The 17,351-nt window shown below is 51.8% G+C and carries 14 protein-coding genes; 11 read left to right on the forward strand and 3 right to left on the reverse strand.

The annotated features are described in order from the left end of the window. Nucleotides 1-3 precede the first annotated feature (3 nt). The 3 genes from GOB58_RS09420 to GOB58_RS09430 are packed head-to-tail and all read left to right on the forward strand — an operon-like array spanning nucleotide 4 to nucleotide 2,089. On the forward strand, nucleotides 4-273 hold the full coding sequence (locus GOB58_RS09420) for a hypothetical protein (protein ID WP_143216363.1): 270 nt from the start codon (nucleotides 4-6) through the stop codon (nucleotides 271-273). After that, nucleotides 273-566: a hypothetical protein gene (locus tag GOB58_RS09425; protein ID WP_086554777.1), complete on the forward strand. Its 294-nt coding sequence runs from the start codon at nucleotides 273-275 to the stop codon at nucleotides 564-566. Before GOB58_RS09420 ends, GOB58_RS09425 begins: the two co-directional genes overlap by 1 nt. After that, nucleotides 563-2,089, forward strand: a complete 1,527-nt coding sequence (locus GOB58_RS09430) for a PepSY-associated TM helix domain-containing protein (RefSeq protein ID WP_173560015.1) — start codon at nucleotides 563-565, stop codon at nucleotides 2,087-2,089. The genes GOB58_RS09425 and GOB58_RS09430 overlap by 4 nt, the downstream gene beginning before the upstream one ends. A gap of 32 nt (nucleotides 2,090-2,121) precedes the next feature. Here the strand turns inward: GOB58_RS09430 and GOB58_RS09435 are convergent, their stop codons facing one another. Beyond that, nucleotides 2,122-2,487, reverse strand: a complete 366-nt coding sequence (locus GOB58_RS09435; RefSeq protein ID WP_173560016.1) for a hypothetical protein — start codon at nucleotides 2,485-2,487, stop codon at nucleotides 2,122-2,124. Continuing rightward, entirely contained in the window at nucleotides 2,487-3,062 is a 576-nt protein-coding gene (locus tag GOB58_RS09440) for a hypothetical protein (protein WP_173560017.1), read from the reverse strand. The genes GOB58_RS09435 and GOB58_RS09440 overlap by 1 nt, the downstream gene beginning before the upstream one ends. Before the next feature lie 159 nt (nucleotides 3,063-3,221). Here GOB58_RS09440 and GOB58_RS09445 point away from each other — a divergent pair, with 159 nt between their 5' ends. The 3 genes from GOB58_RS09445 to GOB58_RS09455 all read left to right on the forward strand — a co-directional run bounded on the left by GOB58_RS09445 (nucleotide 3,222) and on the right by GOB58_RS09455 (nucleotide 5,731). Next, complete coding sequence (locus GOB58_RS09445) at nucleotides 3,222-3,863, forward strand: LysE family transporter (protein ID WP_194299686.1); 642 nt, start codon at nucleotides 3,222-3,224, stop codon at nucleotides 3,861-3,863. A gap of 126 nt (nucleotides 3,864-3,989) precedes the next feature. Continuing rightward, nucleotides 3,990-4,613, forward strand: a complete 624-nt coding sequence (locus tag GOB58_RS09450; RefSeq protein WP_242005294.1) for a TetR/AcrR family transcriptional regulator — start codon at nucleotides 3,990-3,992, stop codon at nucleotides 4,611-4,613. 62 nt (nucleotides 4,614-4,675) lie between these two features. Further along, complete coding sequence (locus tag GOB58_RS09455; RefSeq protein ID WP_173560018.1) at nucleotides 4,676-5,731, forward strand: alkene reductase; 1,056 nt, start codon at nucleotides 4,676-4,678, stop codon at nucleotides 5,729-5,731. Between the two features lie 50 nt (nucleotides 5,732-5,781). Here GOB58_RS09455 and hmpA read toward each other — a convergent pair whose 3' ends face one another. Then, nucleotides 5,782-7,002, reverse strand: a complete 1,221-nt coding sequence (gene hmpA, locus GOB58_RS09460; RefSeq protein ID WP_173560019.1) for an NO-inducible flavohemoprotein — start codon at nucleotides 7,000-7,002, stop codon at nucleotides 5,782-5,784. An 85-nt stretch (nucleotides 7,003-7,087) separates the two neighbouring features. Between hmpA and GOB58_RS09465 the strand changes: the two genes are divergently transcribed. From GOB58_RS09465 to GOB58_RS09485, 5 genes are all read left to right on the forward strand, one after another. Further along, complete coding sequence (locus tag GOB58_RS09465) at nucleotides 7,088-7,564, forward strand: RrF2 family transcriptional regulator (RefSeq protein WP_086554781.1); 477 nt, start codon at nucleotides 7,088-7,090, stop codon at nucleotides 7,562-7,564. Between the two features lie 249 nt (nucleotides 7,565-7,813). After that, nucleotides 7,814-9,196, forward strand: coding sequence for an inorganic phosphate transporter (locus tag GOB58_RS09470; RefSeq protein WP_086554782.1), 1,383 nt, complete (start codon nucleotides 7,814-7,816; stop codon nucleotides 9,194-9,196). A gap of 118 nt (nucleotides 9,197-9,314) precedes the next feature. Next, complete coding sequence (locus tag GOB58_RS09475) at nucleotides 9,315-10,094, forward strand: SDR family NAD(P)-dependent oxidoreductase (protein WP_173560020.1); 780 nt, start codon at nucleotides 9,315-9,317, stop codon at nucleotides 10,092-10,094. A gap of 282 nt (nucleotides 10,095-10,376) precedes the next feature. Beyond that, complete coding sequence (locus GOB58_RS09480) at nucleotides 10,377-10,784, forward strand: fluoride efflux transporter FluC (RefSeq protein ID WP_086554809.1); 408 nt, start codon at nucleotides 10,377-10,379, stop codon at nucleotides 10,782-10,784. A 174-nt stretch (nucleotides 10,785-10,958) separates the two neighbouring features. Further along, on the forward strand, nucleotides 10,959-17,324 hold the full coding sequence (locus GOB58_RS09485; protein WP_173560021.1) for a type I polyketide synthase: 6,366 nt from the start codon (nucleotides 10,959-10,961) through the stop codon (nucleotides 17,322-17,324). Nucleotides 17,325-17,351 lie beyond the last annotated feature (27 nt).

The following is a 17,351-nucleotide window of genomic DNA, read 5'->3' on the forward strand; positions in this document are numbered from 1 at the left end:
AGCATGCTTTTTTTAATCATGGCAAGCCTGCTGGCCTTTGCCGGCAGTGTGCTCGTTTATCTGGCCTCGTCACAGCAGCGTTTGCTGTGCCGCCCGTTGCCAGGCCGTGCGGCACGATGGGCTGGTGCCGCCCTTGAGGGGGCGGCACTGCTGCTGCTGCTACAGTGCCGCAGCCCGGCAACAGCAGTTTTTATGCTGGTTACATTTCTTATGGCAGCGTGGTCTTTTACACCGCTGTTTATTGCTCTGATTTTCAGCCGCAGGACACCATAATGACGACGACACTCAGCAGCCGTGGCTGGCTGCCTAAAGTTTCTGCTGCAAGCCTGGCCGGTGCGGTGCTGACCATGGGGCTTACAGGTGTTGTGGGTTGTCTGTCTGGCAGTGACAGCATGCCCCGCAGCATGTCGGCACAGTTTTTAATGTGGCTGGCAGTGCTGGTCTGGGTTGCTCTGCTTGGCAGTTGTTTTTTGTTTCGTTCAGGGCGGCAGGCCTGGCTGGTGCTGACGGGCGCTAATATCCTTGTGTGGGGCGTGTATGTTCTGGCACGGGCGGCAGTGTTATGAAGATACGTCAGGACATTGTCAGCACGTACCGCGATGTACATAGCTGGGTTGGTATTATCAGTGCTTTGTTTTTGTTCGTGGCTTTTTATGCCGGGGCGATAAGCATGTTTGAGGAAAGCCTGCAAAACTGGCTTTCTCCGCCCGTTACTTTGCCTGCTCCCCCCTCTCTTGAGCAAACGCCTGACCTGCTGAACAGGGTATTTGAAGCCCACCCTGAAGCCCGCGAGAATTATACCATCGTGCTGAATGACGAGGCCGCTGCCCGGCAGGGGCGTGTGCGCTGGTCACCCCCGGGGCGGCCTCATGCCCGGGTGCCGGTTACGGTCGCGGCACTTGATGAACAGGGTGAACTGGTGAGCGGGCAGCTGCCACTTTCTGAGGCCGCGCGTTTTGTTGACGAGCTGCACCAGCAGGTGGGGCTGCCTTTGCCGCATGAACCCGCCAGGCTGGTGATGGGGCTGGTGGCTTTGTTGTACTCTGTTGCGCTGATTTCGGGTGTTATTGCCTTTCTGCCCGGGTTGACCCGTATGCTGTTTGCGGTGCGCGCCGATGGCGGAGCACGTAAAAAATGGCTTGATTTTCACAATCTTCTGGGTGTGTTTTCGCTGCCGTTTCATATTGTCATGGCACTGACGTCAGTGGCGTTTGCGTTTCATGATCAGATTTTTACTATGGAACATTTTCTGCTTTCAAAAAGAGGGGCCGCCATTGTGCACCCGCAGGGGCGGGCGCACGGTCAGCCTCATATGCAGCAGGTTCTGCTGCCGCCCGTCGCTGTGCGTGATGCGGTGCAAAAGCAGGTTCCTGGTTTTGTGCCTGAAACACTGACCTACACTCTGATGCATGGCCAGGTCGCGTTGCGTGTGGCAGGTCATGATGACCGCTATAGCCTGCGTGGCCCGACAGCAGGGTTTGCAACCCTTAACCCCATAACCGGGCATATCGTCTCAGCCGATTATCTGCCGGGCCATCAGTCCACAGGTTTTGCTGTGCTTACCACGTTCTTTGCGCTGCATTTCGGCAGCTTTGGTGGCACGCTGGTGCGCTGGGGGTATGTTGTGCTTGGTCTGGGCGGGGCTTTTTTATTTTATACCGGCAACCGGTTGTGGATAGCCTCGCGCCGCCGCCGCGAACGCAGCACTGGCCTGATGCAGGAAACACGCGGCACATGGTTTTTGCAGGCACTGACAGCAGGCTGCCCCCTGGGGTGCATTGCGGGTATTTCGGCTGTGTTCTGTGCGGCTCCCTTTTTGTCGTATGGGGGAGGCTATGTCACGGTTTCTGCAATATATTATAGTATATTTGCAGTTTTTATGATTTCAGGCTTTATTATGCCACCCTCATTTGCGCTGAGACTTCAGCTGAGTGTTGCAGGGTTTATAACGCTGTATATCCCGTTTGCCGCAGCACTCGCCACCCGGCCGGTGCTGATGTCACCCACGGGAGGGAGCCTGAGCCTGTGTGCTGTGCTGGTGGGTGCAGCGTTAGTTTATGCCGGCCTGCGACGGGGGAGGGAGTCGTAAGGGGCGTCAGAAAGTATTTCGTCCTGGTTGTTTTATAACAAATCACTGAGTGCATTATTAGAGTAAGCGCAGCTATTTTGTGCAATATCAAAAAGAGATTCGATAAGATTCATTGATGGAGCCTGAGCAATCTGAGATAAATCAGAGAAATTATTCTGATATACTGAGAGATTATATGCTCTTTTCCATGAAAAATTATCTTCGTCGTAATAATATTTATATTTTGACTGTGATACGACGTATATTTTTTCTTTCTGTTCAGCCTGGAGGGCGTTCTCTATTACCTCATCAGGGGATGCGTTATTAATATCACTGTTTCTCCATTTTAACTCTCCGTTAACTGTCATTTGTATGAGTTTTGAAATTGCGGTTTGCCAGTCTCTGGTGCTGTACAGCATTACAATGCTCCAAGGTGCTGATTATATTCTCTTATTTCGTCCAGCATTGTGGATATACCTCCAAAAAAGTCCCAGTAATTGTTCAGGTCGTTCATTATAGTTGAATTATTGGCTTTGTTTAACTGTTCATTAATCGTATTAAATAGTGTATTGAGATCCTCTGCTTTTTTTGTGAGTGCTTTATTGTCGAAGCGCTTTATTGATATGAGAATTGTAGGAATTTTTGTGATTATAAGAGGTCTTTCACATTCAGAGATTTTGAGGTGATGCATAAGATTCATTTTGTTAATCACATCGTCTAATTCTCTGCATATCTCGGGAGCGCGTATTTTATAATATGCTCTTTTGGAAATTATTCTTAGTTCATAAACAGCGTAAGAAGAAAAAATAAGACCACAATAGCTAAGAAATGTGCCGGCTAAAGACCAGAAAAAAGGTGCGTTAAGGCCCTGATCTCCGGCTATAAAGTGGGGGCTGGAGAACATAAGAATAATCACAGCTACTGATGGTATTGATATTATTAATAATACTGATGATGTAAATATATTTTCTTTTATTTTTTCCTTAAATACCATTATATCCTCTTTTATTAATTCAATAATAAAAGAGGATATAATTACGAATAAAGTGGCTTTGTAAACCCTTATATACGATAAATTCTTGTGTTATAAGGTGACGGACAGATATTGCATTTGTTTATATTGTAACCTGATCTGTGCAGGAATAAAGCCCCTATGAATCTGATCAGTGAACTTTCAGTTGTGGCTACGGTATCAGCCTTCTGGCTGGTGGCGATGATTGTGCCCGGGCTTGATTTTCTGCTTGTGACACGGCTGGCTGTGATGCGCGGTAAAGCTGCGGCTCTCAGGGCAACTTTTGGCGTGGCTGTGGGGGTTGGCATATGGGGGCTTGCAGGGTTTTTTGGTGTCAGAACACTGTTTATTGCTGCGCCCTGGCTTTACATGCTGCTTAAAATTGTCGGTGGACTTTATCTTTTCCTGACCGGTTTCAGACTTTTCATGAGCAGCTGGCAAAAGAAAACAGCGCAGAGCGGGCACACAGAGCTGGTTTCTGGCACAACACGTGCGTTCAGGGCCGGGTTACTGACAAACCTTGCAAACCCGAAAGCCCCGGTTTTTGTGTCGGGTCTTTTTGCTGCGGCATTACCACAGCATGCTTCAGTTCAGCTGGGGCTGACATGTGTGGCTGCCATGTTTGTTATTGCTATGGCATGGTTTGCGCTGGTTGCAACACTTCTCAGTCTTGAAAGTGTTTCTCGTATTTTCATGAGTTTTCAGAAATGGATCGACCGTTGCGCTGGTCTGGCTTTTATGGCGCTGGGGCTGCGCTTTGTTACTGAGCGCTCGCCTGGCTGACATGTGCAGGGGCGGGGTGAGATAACGCCTCCACATTCCGCGCTGACAGAGTATGATGGTGTTTCATATCAGGAGACCTCTTGCTTTCTTTCTGGAAAGAAAGTTATAAGCGGGGGATGAATCGTCATGTCGGAAACAGGAATGAAAATCGGACGCCCGAAAGAAATCTCAGACGAATACATCCTTGCTGTGGCCCGCCGCTGCTTTCTCGAGCGCGGAGGCGGTATCGCAGCAGCGGACATCGCACGCGAGATCGGTGTCAGCCATACAACGCTCTTTAACCGTTTTGGTTCAAAGCAGGGGCTTATGCTGGCAGCGCTGGGGGCGCCGAAAGATATTCACTGGATCGGCACACTCGAGGCCGGGCCGGATAACCGGCCTGTTAAGGAGCAGCTTGTTGAAATTTCCTGTACAATAGCCGTGTTTTTTGAAAATCTTAATGCGGGTTTTTCAGTTCTTCAGGCCAGTGGCATTGATACTGATGCGCTGTGCACGGGTGATAACCCCGAGACCTCAGCACCCGCACGGGCTTTTCGTGCGCTGACTGAGTGGATCGGCCGTGCACAGCAGCAGGAAAAACTGGCTTACTGTGATGCACAGGTACTGGCCTCAACATTGCTCGGTGTGCTGCATAACCGTGCTTTTTCAAACCGCGTGTGCGGAGAAGGCGGCTCTGACAGGGCAACAGACAAAAGTCATGTTGCTGACGTGATCACCCTGTTATGGGACGGAATAAAACCGTCATCATAGCGGGCCTTTCTCTAGGGCATGCTCGCACATCATGTGTCATGCCCTTTAAGGAGCTGATGAGTATGCCGGATATTTGGCAGCCTGTTACCCTTGGCAAAATGACTCTGCCAAACCGCTTTGTTATGGCACCTATGACCCGCAGCCGTGCACAGTATGATGGCACACCTGGCCCCCTGGCCGCGGAGTATTATGCACAGCGTGCCAGTGTCGGGCTGATTGTGGCCGAGGGCACACAACCTTCAGCTGACGGGCAGGGTTATATGATGACCCCCGGCATCTACACTCAGGCACATATTGACGGCTGGCAGAAAGTGACCTCAGCCGTTCATGCCGCAAACGGGCATATCTATATTCAGCTTATGCATGCCGGGCGTATGTCACACCCTGATAACACCCCTCATCATCGTCAGGCCGTGGCGCCCTCTGCCATTGCACCGGGCACAGGTATGTTTACGGCAAAAGGCATGCAGGATATTCCGCCCCCGCGTGCGCTGAGCACGGCGGAGGTCCGTCAGACAGTGCAGGACTTCCGTCATGCTGCAAAAAGCGCGGCTGAAGCCGGTGCAGATGGTGTCGAAATTCATGGTGCCAATGCGTATCTTATTCAGCAGTTTTTCGCACCTGGCGCAAACACCCGCACGGATGAGTATGGCGGTTCGATCGAAAACCGCGCACGTTTTGCCCTTGAAGTTGCACAGGCTATTGCTGAAGAAATTGGTGCTGAGCGCACAGCCATTCGCTTCTCACCTGGCACAACCCTGTGGGGCATTGACGAGGGGGCAGACTACCCAGAACTTTATCGCTACCTGATGACCGAGCTGAATAAGCTCGGCCTGTCTTATGTGCACATTATGCATCAGGGAAATGACGCACTGCTGGCCGATATACGCCGCATCTGGTCGGGTAAACTGATTATTAACCGTCCGGGCCGCCCCCGTGAGGAGATCGGGCATGACGTGGCCAGTGGTCTGGCTGACCTTGAGGTCTATGGTCAGATGATTCTGGCTAACCCTGATTTTCTGGCCCGGCTGAAGGCTGATGCCCCGCTGAATGATGCTGACCGTATGACCTTCTTTGGTGGTGATGAAAAGGGATATACCGACTACCCCACATTGTGAGCCTGTTTACACTCTGCCCCGCACTGTGATGGTGCGGGGCAGGGCAGAAATTATGCGGCGTGCAGGGCATCCTCCGGGGTGGTGGCTGAGCCAAACACTTCGTGCTTGATGCGGCTTTCCGGCACGCCTTCGGCTTTCAGCCCGGCAATGACTGACTGCATAAAGGCGTCAGGCCCGCACAGATAATACAGGGCATCAGCCGGTGTATGGGCTTTCAGCCATGCGGCAGAAATATGCCCCTCATGTGTCTGCACATTCTGCCCGGCTGCGGCGGTGTCGTTTTTGCGGGTATAGAAAATGTCAGCCTGCACTGTTCCGTCTTTTGCCAGCTCACGCACGCGCGGCCCAAAGGCTTCGCTCTGCGGGGTGTGGGTGCCGTGCACATAATGCAGCGGTGCTTTCCGTCCGGCCTTATGTGCGGCCTCGGCCATCGCAATAAAGGGGGTCAGCCCCACGCCGGCACTCAGCAGCACAACCGGGTGGTTTGCGGTTTCTTCTGGCAGGGTGAAGGTGCCAGCAGGTGCTGACACGAGCAGTTCGGTGCCTTCTTTTGCGTGGTCATGCAGCCAGCCTGACACCAGCCCGCCCGCTGCACGTTTAACACTGATGCGGTAGCCCCTGGAGTCGGGGGCTGATGAAATGCTGTAATTACGTCGCTGTGAGCCTGCGCCCGGCACGGTGATGTTGAAGGTAAGATACTGCCCGGGTTTATGCAGCACAACGGGTTTGCCGTCTGTGGGCTCAAGCCGGAAGGAGGTGACATCGCCACTTTCTGCCACGCGCTGACGAATGGTGAAAGCACGCCAGCCGCGCCAGCCACCGGGGGCCTCTTCTGTTTCTTTATAAAGCTGGCTTTCGCGGTTCATCAGCACGTCGGCGAGAAACTGATAGGCATTGCCCCAGGCCTGCATGATTTCAGGTGTGGCGGCGTCACCCAGTACATGGGCAATAGCCCCCAGCAGGGCCTGACCGACATGCGGGTAGTGCTCGGGCAGAATGTTCAGCCCTACATGTTTTTCAGCAATGCGTTCGATCATGCCGGTCAGTGTGCCCAGGTCATTAATATGACGGGCATAGGCCAGCACGGCCATGGCCAGGGCAGTGGGCTGCTCGCCGCTTTTCTGGTGTGAGCGGTTAAACAGTTCGGCAATGGCCGGGTCAGCCAGCAGGCGTGAATACATTTCGCGGGTGATATCGAGACCGTGTGCTTCCAGCGCGGGAATGCAGGCAGTAACGATAGCGCGGGTCTGGTCGTCGAGTAATGCGGTCACGGACTCTCTCCTTTAAAGATGTAAACTTTATACATCTTTAAATAGCATCTGGTAAACAAGATGTCAATTTGTTAATGTTTAGTTTATGCGCCTTACTCTTCATACCGACTACGCTTTGCGTACTCTTCTCTATCTCGGGGTTCACACTGATCGCCGTGTGTCCATTCACGAGATCGCCCGAGTCTATAAGATTTCGGAAAACCACCTCGTGAAGGTGATCCATCATCTTGGCAAAGGCGGGTTTCTCAGCACGTTTCGTGGTCGTCACGGCGGGCTTGAGCTGGCCAGACCTGCCGATAAGATTCGGATCGGTGATGTTGTGCGCTACACGGAGGAGGAGATGGTTTTGCTGGCCTGCATGGCCCCGCCTGAGGCAGAGCAGGAAGAAATTGTTACAGAGTGTATTTTATCAGGAGGGTGTGTTTTACGTTCAGGGCTGGCAAAAGCGATGGATGCATTTATGGCCGTGCTCGATGACTACACCCTGGATGATATGCTGACCCCCTATGAGCGCCTGGTGCTGAGCAATAAGGCAGGGCTGGCTTCAGGGGCGGAGGATTAGTGTTTTTTGTACTAAAAAATCATGACATTACAGTTAATAATTAACTTAATGGCCAGTAAATGAATTTTATATAATGGCAGAGCTATGGCATGCAAATCTTTGTAGTACCGCTGCTTAGCGTTCAGTTTGTGTCATAAATCTGAACATAAAATGCCCTGAGTGAGAAAATTTACAAAATAACGGATTAAAAGCTGGCGCGTCTTCCTGTATGCGACAGGTAGCGAAACAAAAGGTCAGCTTCTTTATCTCATGCTGCATTTTATGCCTGACACTCCTCTGTCCCTTGTTATACTTATTATATGCAGCGTTCTTGTCTGCGTATTTGAGTTTGTAAACGGGTTCCATGACACAGCAAATGCTGTGGCAACCGTGATCTACACCCGCTCCCTGAAGCCTGTTCAGGCTGTTGTGCTCTCGGGAGTGATGAATTTTGCCGGTGTTCTGGCTGGTGGTCTGAGCGTGGCTTACGCTCTGGTTGAGCTTTTGCCGCCTGATGTGCTGACCCCGCCAAATGGTGCGCCGGCAGTGCCTATGCTGTTTTCTCTCTTCGGGGCAGCCCTGTCCTGGAACCTGCTGACATGGCGTGCCGGCATTCCTAACTCCAGTTCTCACTGCATTATCGGCTCTATCATTGGGGTCGCCGTGGGTGATGCCCTTGTTCACGGCCGTCATTATCGTGAGGGTATCGACTGGCCTCAGGTTTTAAAGGTGCTTGAGGCTCTGGCAGTCTCGCCGATTCTGGGTCTGGTCGGGGCGGGGCTCTTTTACTGCGTGCTGAAGATGTTTGTGAAAGACAAAGCTCTTTTTGAGCCGCCTCAGGGGCACCAGCCCCCGCGTGGCTGGGTGCGTTGGCTGCTGATCGGCTCGTGCACCGGGGTCAGTTTTTCGCACGGCAGTAATGACGGTCAGAAAAGTATTGGCCTGATTATGCTGACAGTTGCCGGGCTCTGGCCGGCGTTATACGCGCTCAACCCGCAGCATCAGCACACGCTGCCGGTAACTGTGAGCGAAGCACACGAGATCCGTTCTGTGCTGGATATGTATGACCATGATGTGCTGCGCTCTGATGCGATGATAGCAGCACAGCACCTGCAGACAGAGAACTCCCTGCTCGATAAACCAATTCTTAACGGCCCGCTGCCGCCGCTCGTGACTGTGCGTTCTGATGTGTTTCAGATTGTGGCAGCGCTTAAAAAAATCTCCCTTGATAAAGCTGTGCCGTCTCAGGTGCGCCATCAGGCTGCTCATTTGCGTATGAAACTGCGCCCGGTTGTTGAGTTCGCCCCCTGGTGGGTCAGGCTGCTGAGCGCTCTTTGCCTCAGCCTTGGTACCATGGTGGGCTATAAGCGTATTGTCAGCACCCTGGGGGAGAAAATAGGCCGCACGCATCTGACCCCTGCCCAGGGAGCCTCTTCAGAGCTGGTCGGGGCGGGTCTTATTCTTACAGCGGGCTATACCGGTCTGCCTGTCAGTACCACGCATATTGTGACGGCCGGTATCGCAGGCAGTATGCTGGGGGCTGGCTCTGGCCTGCAATGGGGCACCATGCGCCGTATTATGCTGGCCTGGGTTGCGACCCTGCCGGTCACTATCGTTCTGTCAGCGGGGTTATTTTACCTGCTCAGCCATTAAGGCACGGTTGTTTGTGTTGCCTGCGGGCAGCATGAATGACAGACTCATACTGTCATTTACTGGCGTTTAAGGGTGCTTCGTTTCCGGGCATCTCCATGATTTGTGTGAGGATCTTTTTATGACATCTTCCCGGGCTACTGTTCTGGTAACAGGTGCAACAGCAGGTTTTGGTCATGCTATTGCACTGCGACTGGTTAAAGACGGCTACCGTGTAATTGCCACAGGCCGCCGTAAAGACCGTCTTGATGCTCTGGCGCAGGAGGCCGGGCCGGCACTTTTGCCTTTTGTGCTTGATGTGACAGATGCTGAAGCGGTTGAGAAACTGCCTGCCTCTTTGCCTGCCGGCTGGCAGGAGGTCGATGTGCTGGTGAATAATGCGGGTCTGGCCCTGGGGCTTGAAAAAGCCTGGAAGGCAACCGCCCTCGACTGGGAGCGGATGATCGCCACGAATGTCACGGGGCTGACCGCTATGACCCGTGTGCTTCTGCCCGGCATGGTTGCGCGCAACAGGGGGCACATTATTGCTCTTGGCAGCACAGCAGGTATTTATCCTTACCCTGGTGCTAATGTTTACGGGGCCAGTAAAGCATTTGTGTCGCAGTTTATGCGCAATCTGCGCAGTGACCTGCTGGGTGTGCGTGTCAGAGTGACCAATATCGCCCCCGGGCTGTGTGGCGGCAGTGAGTTCAGCGAAGTGCGCCTTGGTGATAAATCAAAGGCTGCAGCTGTGTATGACGGCACAGAGCCGCTTTTGCCTGAGGATATTGCAGAGACGATCTCCTGGGTTCTGGGTTTGCCGGCGCATGTGAATATTAACCAGATTGAGATGATGCCTGTTTGTCAGGCTTCGGCGGGTCTTGCTGTCGACCGGAGCATGGGCCAGGCGTCAGATGTATAACTTTTTGAAACTATTTTTCTTTTTTAGTTAATTTTTTGTATACTAATGACGAATTTTATAATATTTAACTATCTTGCAACGATGTGGGAGGCATTTTACATTCCCCTCATAATCTGAGGGGCTCCTGCTCATTAAAAGAGCAGGGTGGTGGCATGAGGCTGCCGGGTGGCTGAGTGCGCTGCCCTCCCTTTCGTTTCAGTACAAAGCAGTAATGTTCTGTCAGGACTATTCACCTGGACGGAGAGTGGTGTGTCATTATCTTTTTATACCTGTCTTCTTGTCATGTTTGGTGGAGCACTCGGGTCGCTTCTGCGTCATGTTGTCAGCGTTCTGACAGCACCTTACAGCCGCATAATGCCCTGGGGCACTATTTTTGCTGTTAATACCGTTGGTTCGTTTGTTATTGCCTTTTTTGCGACACTGACTATGGCAGACGGGCGCTACCCTATGTCTGATAATATGCGCCTGCTGGTGATGACGGGTATATGTGGCGGTTATACGACCTTTTCCACATTCAGCTGGCAAACATTTGAGTTTCTGCGCACGGGGGCGGTCGGCCGTGCCTTACTGACAGTCATATTGTCAGTTGTTATGTGCATTGGTGCGGCTTCTGCCGGTTATATTACGGCTGTCTGTTTTAATTTTCAGACCATGCAGGCAGTTGAAGTTGAGAAACATAAAGATATATAATTTCTTAATAAAGTATTGATTAAGTAGTTTATTTTTCAGTTTTTTTGTTCTTGAAATAAAAGAAATGGCACATATTAGTATGTGCCATTTTAATTTTTATTAAAAAAATGTTATTTAAATAATACCATCCTCCCGTCAGAGGAGGAATCTCTGTAAAACAGGAGGTTAGGTTTCGTGAATACTGATCAGGATATTGCTGTCATCGGGATAGGATGTCGGCTGCCCGCATCTGTAGAGACGCCGGAGCAGTTCTGGACATTTCTTTGCCAGCAGGGTGATGCATCTTCCGGTGTTCCGGCTGATCGCTGGAGCGTAAAGCGGTTTTATGCGCCTGATTATGACACGCCAGGTAAAACCTATATGCAGCGCGGGTCGTTCCTTGATCAGAAACTCGCGGATATGGAACCGCTGTTTTTTGGTATTTCCCCGCGTGAAGCCGTTATTATTGACACACAGCAGCGCGTTTTACTTGAAGTCGCGTGGGAGGCGTTAGAAAACGCCGGCATTCTGCCAGGTTCGCTCGCCGGGTCGCAGACCGGTGTTTATATGGGGTCATTCTCGCTCGACAGGCTTGTGGTCAGCGGCTCATCTGACAGCCGCCCGCTTATCCGCGATCATTACGCCGCAACAGCGGCCTCTGCCACCATGCTTGCCGCACGCCTTTCTTACAATTTTGATCTTCATGGGCCATCAATGTCGATCGACACGGCGTGTTCCTCGTCTCTTGTGGCGGTTCATCAGGCCTGCGTCAGTCTGCGTCATGGCGAAACCTCTCTGGCGCTGGCTGGCGGGGTGAACATTATGGGCGCGCCTTCAGCATCGATCACGATGTCAAAAGGCCATTTTATCTCGAAGGATGGCCGCTGCAAAAGTTTCTCTGATGATGCTGACGGATATGGCCGCGGAGAGGGGTGTGGCATAGTTGTGCTTAAACGCTTGGCAGATGCTGTGCGTGATGGCGATATTCTCCATGGTGTAATCGCTGCTTCGGGTGTGAACCAGGACGGGCATACTTTCTCACTCACAATGCCCGATGAAGAAGCGCAGGCAGACCTGATTGAGCGCGTGGCTGAACGTGCAGACATCGACCTTGCCGCGGTAGGCTATGCGGAGGCCCACGGTACAGGCACCCCGGTCGGTGACCCGATTGAGGCCCGTGCTCTGGGGCGTGCTGTAGGGCAGGCCCGTAAAGCGACAGGCAGGCCGCTGCTTGTGGGGTCTATGAAGGCGAATTTTGGGCATCTTGAAGGGGCCGCAGGCGTTGCGGGGCTGATTAAAGCCGTGCTGTGCCTGAAAAATGCACAGGTGCCCCCGCAGGCGAATCTGACAGTTCTGAATAAAAATATTCCGTTTGATGAGCTGAATCTGCGTGTTCCTGTTAAGGATATGGTCACGCTTGATACGGCAAAAGATATCTATTCTGTTGTTAATTCCTTTGGTTATGGCGGCACAAATGCTGTTGCTGTTTTGCGGGCCTGCCCTGAAAAAACAAAAACCGTTACGGCACAGCATGACGAGGCAGAGCGCCCTGAGGGGCATTACCTGCTGCCTGTTACGGCATTTACCGAAAGCTCACTGAAAAAAATTGCAGCCAGTTATGCGACTCTGCTGTCTGACAGCTCTGTCGATCTGGCGGATATGTGCTTCTCTGCGGCAACAACGCGAACACCCCTTGAGTATTATGCAACGGTGCTCGCTAAAACCCGTGATGAAGCTGCTGCTGCTCTGAACGCGCTCGCCGCCGGTGCTGAGAGTGCCGCTGTTGTCAGGGGCAGAAAACAGGCCGAAAACCCCATGGGTGGCCCGGTTTTTGTGTTCTCTGGTATGGGTTCACAGGTTGAGGGCATGATGGCTCTGCTGTCGCATGACCTGCCGGCACCGGCCCGTGCAATGGCTGAGAAGTGCGATGCCCTGTTTGCTAAGTTGCTTGGCTTCTCTCTGACAGAGTTCCTCTCCTTACCTGAGAATGCTGCCGAAGTGCATAAAACGCAGCTCGCCCAGCCTGCTATTTTCCTTGTGCAGATGACATTGTTCGAAGCTCTGCGTTTTTATGGTGTGACCCCGGCTGCGGTTACAGGTCATAGCGTGGGTGAGGTTGCGGCAGCCTGTGCGGCAGGCGTGCTGACCCTCGAAGATGCGGTGACGATTGCTTATTATCGCAGCCAGCATCAGAGCACACTGGCTGGCACGGGTACGATGCTGGCCGTGGGGCTGAATCAGGAGGAGGCAGAGGAGCGCTTTGTTTCTCGTTTTGGTCAGGGTGTCTGCACAGCTGTAGTAAACAGCAGCCGCCTGACCGTGCTGTCAGGGCCGCAAGAAACTCTTAGTATTATTGCTGATATCTGTAAGAAGAATAAAATCTTCAGTAAATTCCTGCCGGTTGAGCTGCCATATCATAACCCTGCAATGGAGAAGATTGAGGCCGGGTTTAAGAAAGATATTGCCGCTATCCCCTTCAGCCGGCCGGTATATCCGCTCTATTCTACGGTTACGGCCAGCCGGTGTGATGATGCTTTTTGTCATGATGCAGCCTACTGGTATGACAATACCCGTCTGCCTGTGCGTTTTAGTGACACGGTCGAAGCTCTGGCTGAAGATGGAGCCCGTGTTTTTATCGAAATTGCCGCGCAGCCGGTTCTTAGCAGTTCGCTGCGTGATGTGGCCAGAACTGTTACCGGCAATGCGACCATTCTGAGCTGCGTTGATACAAAAAAATATGACGAGCCCTTTATCGCCCGCACCCTGGCGCATCTGTTCATGGCGGGGGTCTCTCCCGACTGGGCGCGTGTAAGCGGTGGTGAGCGTATTGTGCTGCCACATTACGCCTGGACGCGTGAAAGCTTCTGGGTGGAGACACGTCTCTCCCGTCAGGACAGGCTGGACGAGACTGTCTACCCGGTTTTAGGCATGCAGGCCCCTGCGTCTCTGCCGACCTGGCTTGCCAGTGTAAACACAAACTATATGCCCTGGCTGCCTGACCATCAGATTGATGATCTGTGCCTCTTCCCGGCAGCAGGATATATTGAAGGTGCTGTTGCACTTCATGCTGTGCGCGAGAAGACTGACGAGGTTATTCTCGAAGATATTGCGATTAATAAAGCCCTGCTGCTCGATGACAGGCTGGCAGATGTGCAGATGAGCTGGGTTTTTAACCCGGCAGATCACAGTCTGACCGTGGCTTCGCGTGATATAAATGATGATGACAGTGCCTGGGTGCCGCACGCGACGATGAAAATTCTGAGCAGCGCGCCCTGGCCTGTTGCTGCCCCTGAGGTGACATTGCCTTATGCAGAGGGCAGCGTGCTGCATGCGGTCATGCCTCAGAAATTTTATGAAGAAATTAAAGAGTATGGTTTTGCTTATGGTCCGTCTTTTCAGACGATCATAAGTCTTGATATCGGGGATAAAATCTCACGCTCTGCGCTGAAGCTGGCTGACGAGCATGCGGGAGCAGCTGATGAATATTTTCTGCACCCCACTTTGTGGGACGGCGCATTTCAGACGCTGATTGCCGCAGGTTATGGCACGGCAAAAGGTACGCTGTTTGTGCCAACAGGCATTCGTCAGGTCAGGCTGTATCACAAGGGCCTGTCAGCGGTGCGTGTGCATTGTGTGCTGACAAAGAAAACGGCCTCTGACATTCAGGGTAATATTCTGATTGTCACAGAAAGCGGTGAGCTGGTTGCCGAGATTAAAGATTTCACAGCCAGAGCGATCAGAACAGCAGCCCGAAGCAATGATGACCTGCGGCGTAAAATTTATCGTAATGCGTGGGTAAAAACAGAGGATAAAAACATCCTTCTTGAAGAGAAGAAGGTGATTATCTGTGGTGCCCCCTCAGAACTTGCAAAGCGTGTGGCCGCAGAGCTTGCGCTTTATGCGGTTGAGGCTGAGCAGATCAGTGAGCCGGCACCGGGCAGTATTGACCCTGAGCTTTATAACAGCATCATTTATGTTGCTGACAAAAATGAAGAAGATCTTGGTATTGCCGAGCTGTGGAAGGTTAAAACCTTCTTTGATGCCGTTATTGAAAAAACAGAGCGTGAGCGCAGCTGTGTTGTGCATGTTCTCACCTCAGGGGCTGTAACGCCTTACCCGCTTGAAAAAGGGAAAACACTGGCCCCTGACCAGGCTGCTGTCAGAGGTTTTGTGCGTGGGATACAGGCTGAAAAAAGTAATCTGTCGATTAAGCTGGTAGATATTGGCACTACCCCGGATGAGGATGTTATGCGCGCGCTGTGTGCAGAAATTCTCAATGGTGAAGACCCTGAGGAGATGGAGGACGACGTTCTTCTCACCCCGCAGGCGCGTTTTGCAGGCCGCCTGCAGCGCAGTGAGGAGCCTCCTGCGCCGCAGCTTCTCCCCTTTTCGGCTGATGAGAGGGATGAAAATGGTGCTCTTGTTGCCGTGCGCCTGGAAACAGTTAAGGGGGCTGCCTTTGATGCACTGCATTATGAGCGGTTTGTCTGCCCGAAACTGAAAAAAGACGAGGTTCTGTTTCGTATTCTGGCAACAGCTCTTAATTTTAAAGATATTCTTAAAGCAACAGGTCTTTTGCCTGACAGCATTATGGATGGCACCTTCCATGGTCATGAAATGGGCTCTGAAGCGACGGCTGAAGTTGTTGCTGTGGGTGAGGGTGTTACCGGTTATGAAACTGGTAAACGCTATGTTATTTCATGGCCCGGCGGTTTTGCGACCCATCTGGTAGCCCTTGCCAGTGAGATGATCAGCTACCCGCTCGATGCGCTCGATGTTGATTATCTGCAGGCATCAACCCTGCCGATTGCCTCAGCCACAGCCTATTGCTCGCTGGTTAAACTGGCCCGCCTGCAAAAAGGTGAGACTGTGCTTATTCATGCCGGTACAGGTGGCGTGGGTATGACAGCCATTTATATTGCGCAGCATATTGGTGCCCGTATTTTTGCAACGGCTGGCAGTGAAGCCAAACGCGCTTACCTTAAAGAGCTTGGGTGTGAGCAGGTCTGGAGTTCAAGAACGCTGGAGTTTGCGGAGGGCATTCGTGACGTGACGCAGGGGCGTGGCGTTGATGTTGTACTCAATTCTCTGCCAGGTGATGCGCTGTCGCATAGTGTGGCTGTTGTTGCCCCTTATGGCCGCTTTGTTGAAATTGGCAAAAAAGACATTATCGAAAATAATGGTCTTCCGCTTATGCCATTTAATCAGAACATGGCGTTCTTCTCCTTCGACCTTGACCGGATGATGCTGGAGCAGAAGGAGGATGTGCGTGAGCTGATGAAAGAAATGGCGCAGCTGCACAGGCAGGGCGTTATTAAACTGCCGGCTGTTACGGGCTATCCGGCGGCTAAGGTGGCTGATGCGTTCCGTTTCCTTGCATCATCCTCTCACATTGGTAAAGTTGTTGTTGATTACACAAAACTTGAGGATGTTACAGCTTATCCTCTGCCACGCAGGCAGCCGTTTGTCAGGTCTGATGTGACCTATCTGGTCACGGGCGGCGCTGGTGGCTTTGGTTTTGCGACTGTTAAGTGGCTGCTCGACCAGGGGGCTAAACATTTTGTGCTTGTCGGCCGCCGCCCTGAAACGGATGAGGATGTGACAGAGAAGCTGGCTTTCCTCAGAGAGTGTGATGCCAGTGTGCTGTATTTCTCAGCTGATTGTGCCAGTGAAAAAGACCTTGATATGGTTTTTGCTCAGGCACAGAAAAAACTACCTCCCATTAAAGGGGTTTTCCATTGTGCGGCTGTGCTTGATGATGCGCTTGTCGTTAATATGACGCAGGAAAAAATTGCAAAGGTTATGACCACAAAAGCGAAAACTGCGGTTTTTCTTGATAAAAAAACGCAGAATATGACGCTTGATTATTTTGTAATGTATGCATCAGCCACGACCATGCTGGGTAATATCGGGCAGAGTAATTATATGGCGGCCAACACTGTGCTGAATGCATTGTCGTGGAACCGTTTTAACCGTGGCCTGCCTTCTCTGACTGTTGACTGGGGTGGCATTGCTGATGTGGGTATGCTGAGCCGCAATGATGTTGCGGCCAGAACGCTCGAAATGGTGGGGCTGCGCAGCATTACAGCGCGCCAGGCGCTTGATGCCCTGCCGGTGATGCTGTCGTTTGACCTGCCCGACCTGGGTTATATGGATATTGACTGGGAAAAATGGAGTAAGTCTGCGCGCACCAGCACACGTTTGCTGCGTTTTTCACAGGTTATTCTGAACAGTCTTGGTAATGCCGTTACCAGTGAGCGGCTCGCAAGGCTTGTCAGGCTGCCTGATAAAGAACGTCTGCCCTATGTCATTGAGCAGATGAAAGCACTTATTTCAGAGACAACGCATGTCAAACCTGAAGATATTGCTTCGACTGCGCGCCTGTCTGAGCTGGGTATTGATTCTCTTGCCGCAGTTGAGTTGCAGACCTCAGTGAAAAATGAGCTTGGTGTTGAAATTTCTGTTCTGCACCTGGCAAAAGATAACACTATTGAGAATATGTCGAAATTTATTCTCGATCGTATCAATGTAAAAAATATAACGTCTTCTGAGAGTGAATAAACTTAAGTCAAAAAAGACTTAAAATGT

It is taken from the genome of Acetobacter thailandicus (assembly GCF_011516655.1).
Taxonomy (GTDB): Bacteria; Pseudomonadota; Alphaproteobacteria; order Acetobacterales; family Acetobacteraceae; genus Acetobacter; species Acetobacter thailandicus.

What these genes read in the sequence shown, in the direction of transcription:
- GOB58_RS09420 (WP_143216363.1), top strand. Translation starts at nt 4, where the DNA reads ATGCTTTTTTTAATCATGGCAAGCCTGCTGGCCTTTGCCGGCAGTGTG.
- GOB58_RS09425 (WP_086554777.1), top strand. Translation starts at nt 273, where the DNA reads ATGACGACGACACTCAGCAGCCGTGGCTGGCTGCCTAAAGTTTCTGCT.
- GOB58_RS09430 (WP_173560015.1), top strand. Translation starts at nt 563, where the DNA reads ATGAAGATACGTCAGGACATTGTCAGCACGTACCGCGATGTACATAGC.
- GOB58_RS09435 (WP_173560016.1), bottom strand. Translation starts at nt 2,487, where the DNA reads ATGCTGTACAGCACCAGAGACTGGCAAACCGCAATTTCAAAACTCATA.
- GOB58_RS09440 (WP_173560017.1), bottom strand. Translation starts at nt 3,062, where the DNA reads ATGGTATTTAAGGAAAAAATAAAAGAAAATATATTTACATCATCAGTA.
- GOB58_RS09445 (WP_194299686.1), top strand. Translation starts at nt 3,222, where the DNA reads ATGAATCTGATCAGTGAACTTTCAGTTGTGGCTACGGTATCAGCCTTC.
- GOB58_RS09450 (WP_242005294.1), top strand. Translation starts at nt 3,990, where the DNA reads ATGTCGGAAACAGGAATGAAAATCGGACGCCCGAAAGAAATCTCAGAC.
- GOB58_RS09455 (WP_173560018.1), top strand. Translation starts at nt 4,676, where the DNA reads ATGCCGGATATTTGGCAGCCTGTTACCCTTGGCAAAATGACTCTGCCA.
- GOB58_RS09465 (WP_086554781.1), top strand. Translation starts at nt 7,088, where the DNA reads ATGCGCCTTACTCTTCATACCGACTACGCTTTGCGTACTCTTCTCTAT.
- GOB58_RS09470 (WP_086554782.1), top strand. Translation starts at nt 7,814, where the DNA reads ATGCTGCATTTTATGCCTGACACTCCTCTGTCCCTTGTTATACTTATT.
- GOB58_RS09475 (WP_173560020.1), top strand. Translation starts at nt 9,315, where the DNA reads ATGACATCTTCCCGGGCTACTGTTCTGGTAACAGGTGCAACAGCAGGT.
- GOB58_RS09480 (WP_086554809.1), top strand. Translation starts at nt 10,377, where the DNA reads ATGTTTGGTGGAGCACTCGGGTCGCTTCTGCGTCATGTTGTCAGCGTT.